This window comes from Pseudoalteromonas sp. Cn5-37, assembly GCF_021532495.1.
Classification (GTDB): Bacteria; Pseudomonadota; Gammaproteobacteria; order Enterobacterales; family Alteromonadaceae; genus Pseudoalteromonas; species Pseudoalteromonas simplex.
Genome location: NZ_JAKGBA010000062.1, coordinates 1 through 6228 on the forward strand (window position 1 = coordinate 1; position 6228 = coordinate 6228).

Consider the following 6228-nt stretch of genomic DNA (forward strand, 5'->3'; position numbering starts at 1 on the left):
CCAACTGGTTGAAGCGATGATCAAAGTGAAGGCGCTAAATAAGATCAACACCCTTGGTCTGCCTAAATATCAGTAAGTTAAGTGAGTTTATTAGAGAGCTGCATTTGATCAACAAGGCCTTTCAATACCAACAAATGCCTTGGCAAGAATGTATATCATCAATAAAGCACGGCACTGTTGATGCATTTATTTCTGGTTTTAACGCGCTTAAAAGTGACTATGCTGTTTTCCCTGTTAATAAACAGGGCAAACCTCTCGATAAATATTCATTCGCATCTTTGAGCCAATGTTTAATCGGTAAACGACGTTTTCATTCAAAGTGGAATTCACGTGAGGTATTTCAATCAAAAGCATTCTCGTTAGCTGTTGCTAATGGCCATTTTGTTGGTGATGCCGCAAGTGAAGATGCGTTTTTTATTGAGCACACATTTACGCTACAAACTGCGATTGAACGAGTTGCTCAGGGAAATGCTGATGCAGCACTTGTGATTTGTGAGATTTCTAAGAATAAAGTCGACCTTAGTCAGTACTACCAATTTAAACTTGCTCCACTGTTCCCACCGATCAATACCTCAATAGCATATTTGGCTTTTTCAAATGAGTTTTTCTATAAGCATAAACTAGATGCAAACCTAGTTTGGGAGCAGCTCGCTAGTAAAAAATTGGCAGGGGTTTATGCAAGAATGTTGCAAAATATGAGCTCAGAACAAAACACTCATTATGGGACAAAAGAATAAGGTAAAGGATGATGTTGTCGTTCGATTAGGGTAGCATATTGCGACTTTAAAATTTGGGCAACATCATGGCACAGCTGTACTTTTATTATTCTGCAATGAATGCAGGCAAATCTACCACACTTTTACAATCTGCATTTAACTACCGCGAACGTGGTATGGAACCGGTTATTTTAACAGCGGCTATTGATGATAGAGCAGGTGTTGGCAAGGTGTCTTCACGTATTGGCTTACAGGCTGATGCGCATATTTTTGATGCAGAGAAAGATGTATTTGAGCTAATCAAATCTTTAAATGCAGAGCAAAAGCGCCATTGTATTTTAGTTGATGAATGCCAGTTCTTATCAAAAGACCAAGTAATGCAATTAACGGATGTGGTTGATGAGCTTGGTATTCCAGTGCTGTGTTATGGCTTACGTAACGATTTTAGAGGTGAGTTATTTAGTGGCTCACAATACTTACTTGCATGGGCTGACAAACTAATTGAGTTGAAAACAGTATGTCATTGTGGTCGTAAAGCTAATCATGTACTGCGTACCGATGAGCATGGCAATGCGATTGCAGACGGTAATCAGGTAGAAATTGGCGGCAACGACCGGTATGTATCAGTGTGCCGCAAACATTATAAAGAAGCGTTAAATCTCGGCCGCTAATGCTGAGATAAAGCTATCAATACCTTGCTTAGTGACGCCTAAATGGGTCACTAATCGCAGTGGTTTTCCTGGCGAAAATAACATATTTTGTTCTTTTAGCGCATGTGCCACTGCTTTTAAGTCGATATGTTCGGCAACGTTTGCGTAAACAATGTTGGTATCGATTTGAAAAGGTGATGTATCAAAACCAGCTAACGTGTTTAATTGCTCTGCTAAATACGCCGCGTTATCGTGATCTTCAGCAAGTCTTGTTACGTGATGCTCAAGTGCATACTGACCAGCGGCTGCCAGCATACCCGCTTGGCGCATACCACCACCAAGTACTTTACGCCAGCGGCGCGCTTTATCAATCAGTGCTTTGCTACCTAGTAATAGTGAGCCAACCGGCGCACCGAGTCCTTTTGATAAGCAAATAGACACTGAATCAAAATACTGGGTGATCTCAGTGATATCAACACCTAACTTAACCGCCGCGTTATACACGCGGGCACCGTCTAAGTGCAGAGCAAGGTTATGTTTATCAACACACTCTCTAGCTTGTTTAAGATAACTTAGCGGGAGAACTTTGCCACCAATGGTGTTTTCTAAGCTAAGTAGTTTGGTTCTAGCAAAGTGAAAGTCATCAGCTTTAATTGCAGCCACAACTTTGTTTAAATCTATGCTGCCATCGGCATTATTTTCAATTGGTTGCGGCTGAATAGAACCTAATACAGCGGCACCGCCACCCTCAAATTTGTAGTTATGCGCTTGTTGACCACAAATGTATTCGTCGCCACGTTCACAATGCGCCATTAATGCTAGTAAATTGGCTTGCGTACCTGAGCAACAATAAAGGGCGCTTTCGAAGCCATGGCGCTCAACAGCAAATTGTTCAAGCTGATTAACGCTTGGGTCGTCACCATAAACGTCGTCGCCTACTGGGGCGTCATTCATGACCGCGCGCATGGCTGCTGTTGGTTTTGTAACTGTGTCTGAACGAAAGTCGATCATTTTATTATCCTTATACTAGTTCGTTAAGAATGGCTTCGCGGTCGGTTTGGTCAAAATAGCTCCAAGCAATAAAGCGACTTATTTTTTGGCCTTGTGCCATTTTTATAACTTTTACTTCTTTCACATCAAGTGTGCTGAGTAACTTTTTTATATGAGGTAAAGTGTCAGACTTTGAAACAAGTGATGTAAACCAAATACATTGCTCTGCAAACTCTTGGCTCTCAATACACATTTTACTGATAAATTCGCGTTCACCGCCTTCACACCAAAGCTCGTTTTGACGGCCACCAAAATTAAGCGCTTTTTGTGGCGCTTTGTTTAAGTTTTTCCATTTACGTTCAGTACCTGCATTTGCCTGTTGCTCGCTGGCATGAAACGGTGGGTTGCATAAAGTTAGATGAAAGACATCTTTATTCGATATTACGCCCGTAAACATTTTATTGGCGTTACTTTGCTGCTTAACATTTATTTTGAGGCGGTTAAATTGCACAATTTGCTTAGCAATTTTAACAGACAATACATCAATATCTGAGCCTGTGAAGTGCCAGCCATATTCGTGATTACCCGTAAGCGGGTAAATCACATTTGCACCCGTGCCTACATCAAGCACTTTTACTTGCTTACCCGTAGGAATACGACCTTGGCTATCGCTTGCTAATAAATCGGCCAAATGATGAATGTAATCCACTCTGCCAGGAACTGGCGGGCAAAGGTAGTTGTCGGGTAAATCCCAAAAATCGATTTTATAATGGCTTTTTAATAACGCTTGGTTGAGGGTTTTAACTGCTAACGCATTGGTGAAATCAATGGTATCAGTGCCCGCTGGCGTTTGCGTTATATAAGGTGTTAGGGCAGGAGTATCTTTAAATAGCAAAGTAAAGTCGTAGCCATTAAAGTGGCGATTTCGCGGATGCATTAAGGAAAACCTATCTGTTAGCCATATCAAAGGCTGATTGTACCAAATAAATTTTTAAAATGTGGGAGTGCTAATCTAATAATCACTTTATCAGTTATTCACTAATTATAGATAATTTAACTTTCGTGCGATTCAGAGCACGCTGATAATCAATTTTTTAATTTTGGCATCATTTGTGCTTTCTCTTATGTACAGTCCATTTCAAACCGCTCAATTGCAGAGAGAAGTTAGTTTTTTATCAATTAACTTTTTCTACTCATAAGTAGTTTAATGATTGAGGTGGTTTGTTTTTTCACAATGCAGTGAATACAACTAATCTTGGGGAATTATTATATGAAGTTATCTATTTTAGCAATGTCTTCACTTTTTGCTTCGCAAATTGCAATTGCAGACAATTTAATTGCAAACGGCTCATTTGAACTGGATGTCGTAAATTCAACATGGACATTGTTAGATGAAGTTAACGGATGGCAAAGTGAAGGTGCAAGATTTGAAATTCAAACATCGCGTCTAGGTCTTATTACTGCTCAGCAAGGTAATCAATATGTCGAGCTAGACTCTACTTCTAATTACAGCATCTTTCAAACAGTCGCAACTGAGGCTGGAAAAACTTATGAAGTTTCATTTTACTACTCGCCTCGTATTAACGGTAACAATGATACAAATAAAGTTGATGTGAAGTGGAATGGAACAACAGTACTAAACGTAAATGCGACGCAAAGAGGCTGGCAATCATTTACATTATCTGTAGAAGCAGATTCAAACTCTTCAGAAATTCGTTTTAGCGGCGCAGGTGCGAGTGATAGTCTAGGCGGTTTTATTGATAACGTTGTTGTCACTCAAAAGCAGGCTTGTCATTCTGGTATATTTGGTATTAACAATTTTGGTTCTTCTGAAACGGGTTATGTTTATAAATTTGACCTAGAGACAAATACTTACAGTGTGGTCGCAGGAGCGCAAAATACGGCTTCAAACATTGCAAGTTATGATGGCAAACTTTATTTTATGGAACAACTTGAGTCGGGCACGAAAGCGTCAAAACTTTGGTCGTTAGATTTAGAAACGGGCGCTCAAGTTGCTGAGGCTGATGCTACATCTTGGCCAATTTATCGTTCAGCAGTCACGGCAGACGGACAATCTTTACGTGCGACAAGTAAAACTTATATGTATGACTACAACTTGCAAACTGGAGAAAAAACAGTACTAGGCAAGATGCGCTATTCGGGAGATTCTTTCTCACATGGTGATGTAGCATATTCTGCTGATAATAATGTACTTTACGTATTAACAGGTCAATCACTCTATACCATTGATGATGGTTCGATGGAGTTAACCTTAGTTGGTGAACACGGCATTAATTGGGCTTCAGGATTAGCGATTGCTGATGATGGAACGTTGTATGTTTCAGGAAGAAAAGCAGGCGAAAATGCGAAGATTTACAGTGTTAATCCTCAAACGGCTGACTCTAGTTACGTTATGGATGCACCAGAGCACATTAATGATTTAACTTTCGTAGATAACTACTGCGAATAGGCGGTGTTTATAAAAATAGCCAGTGGTTCTGGCTATTTTATTTAGTCTATTAAATATGGTAAGCAAAATTATTTGATAACTGATAGGTTGCTTTGCTTAAAGTATGGGCTACTTGAGGTTAAGAGCGAAAGATCGGGTATATTGGCCATGATACAAGCAACTAAAATTAGTGTTTAAAAATTTCTACTCAAATTGGGTCACATTGGGTACTACCATAAAACACCTAAAGCTGATAAATTCGTAAGTGATTCAATTAAGGAAAGAATAATAAAAATCATGGTTAAAAAGATACTTAAAGGAATTGGTATAACATTTTTAGTGTTAATTAGCTTATTTGTACTTTTAGCAATTTGGACTGCGAATAAATCCTCTGCTTACAAAGAAACTGCTATTCCTTACCTAAATTCAGCAATTACAGATATCTCTAAATGGGACCCTCAAATTCTCAAAAACTATATGACCCCATCATCAATTGAAAATGCCACAGATGAAGATATTTCTAAAATCATGCGTGCATTCTCAAAGTTGGGCGAATTAAAAGAACTAGGTGAATTTGAATTTATAAATGTTAGCTCTAATGCTGTTACCGGAGGTGGTTCTGGTACTTATGTTACTTATTTAATTCCAGCTTCATATACTAATGGAGACGCACAAATAACCGTCACGTTAAAAGAAGAAGGTGAGTCATTCTCTATTTATAACTTCAATTTAAATTCGATGGCGCTTATTGATTAAGTTTTATCAAAAATAGTGCGCGCAACTGGTTGTATTTAAATAGTTTATTTTCAAAGGAATGTTTATGTCTAAAATTAAAAAAATAGTGATAGCTGTAGTAATTGTGCTAAGCCTTGGCGCAATTGCTAAACAATACAATGAGCACAATCACACAGAGATGGCAATTAAAGAGTGTGGCAATAAAGACAACATCGCTAAAGTCGACTCTAAAGGTTTTGAGTGTAAAGACTAATCGAGATTAGTAAAACAAATAGTACACCTGAAATTATCATACTTGGTTTAAACAGCAACCTAACCACTCAACAGTAAAATAATCATGCAGGGCTTTTAATAACATAAAGGGAAAGAATTGAAAAAAGAACAAAGCAAGGAAAGTGGTATCTTATATGCTGTATTTACAACCGTTTTATTGTACTTCCTTTTTAAAATTACGTTAATTTTTTCTATGCAGTTAAATTGGCATTCAACCTGTCTAAGCTCACTTTGGGATAATGCCAACTCTGTAGTGACACCTTTTTTAGGGTTTTCCATTGTCGCTGTACTCGCGAATTCAACCCCGAAGTGCACCACTCGCTAAATTAGGCCGCATTGCGTAATTCGTTAAACACAACGACAGGCTGTTTGTAACCTAGGCACTTTCTAGGTCTGGCGTTTAGCGCACGTTCTA

The 6228-nt window shown here is 38.7% G+C and carries 7 protein-coding genes; 5 read left to right on the plus strand and 2 right to left on the minus strand.

Going from position 1 to position 6228, the window contains the following annotated elements; translation table 11 throughout:
- The first annotated feature begins 104 nt into the window (after window positions 1-104).
- A complete protein-coding gene (locus tag L1266_RS21715; protein ID WP_235378334.1) occupies window positions 105-737 on the plus strand; it encodes a hypothetical protein in 633 nt (210 codons plus the stop codon).
- A 65-nt stretch (window positions 738-802) separates the two neighbouring features.
- Window positions 803-1387 (plus strand): thymidine kinase, encoded by a 585-nt coding sequence (locus L1266_RS21720; RefSeq protein WP_054552107.1) that lies wholly within the window; start codon window positions 803-805, stop codon window positions 1385-1387.
- Here the strand turns inward: L1266_RS21720 and ltaE are convergent.
- Both ltaE and rlmF read right to left on the minus strand, forming a co-directional pair.
- Complete coding sequence (ltaE, locus tag L1266_RS21725; RefSeq protein ID WP_138617424.1) at window positions 1370-2377, minus strand: low-specificity L-threonine aldolase; 1008 nt, start codon at window positions 2375-2377, stop codon at window positions 1370-1372. The two genes, L1266_RS21720 and ltaE, sit on opposite strands and share 18 nt — an antisense overlap.
- A gap of 10 nt (window positions 2378-2387) precedes the next feature.
- Window positions 2388-3293, minus strand: coding sequence for a 23S rRNA (adenine(1618)-N(6))-methyltransferase RlmF (gene rlmF / locus L1266_RS21730; RefSeq protein WP_235378335.1), 906 nt, complete (start codon window positions 3291-3293; stop codon window positions 2388-2390).
- Window positions 3294-3626: 333 nt separating this feature from the next.
- Between rlmF and L1266_RS21735 the strand changes: the two genes are divergently transcribed.
- The 3 genes from L1266_RS21735 to L1266_RS21745 all read left to right on the plus strand — a co-directional run bounded on the left by L1266_RS21735 (window position 3627) and on the right by L1266_RS21745 (window position 5793).
- Window positions 3627-4826, plus strand: coding sequence for a DUF642 domain-containing protein (locus L1266_RS21735; protein ID WP_138617420.1), 1200 nt, complete (start codon window positions 3627-3629; stop codon window positions 4824-4826).
- 276 nt (window positions 4827-5102) lie between these two features.
- Window positions 5103-5561 (plus strand): hypothetical protein, encoded by a 459-nt coding sequence (locus L1266_RS21740; protein WP_138617418.1) that lies wholly within the window; start codon window positions 5103-5105, stop codon window positions 5559-5561.
- Window positions 5562-5625: 64 nt separating this feature from the next.
- Window positions 5626-5793 carry a hypothetical protein gene (locus L1266_RS21745; protein WP_165385119.1) on the plus strand — a complete coding sequence of 56 codons (168 nt, stop codon included), beginning with the start codon at window positions 5626-5628 and terminating at the stop codon, window positions 5791-5793.
- Window positions 5794-6228 lie beyond the last annotated feature (435 nt).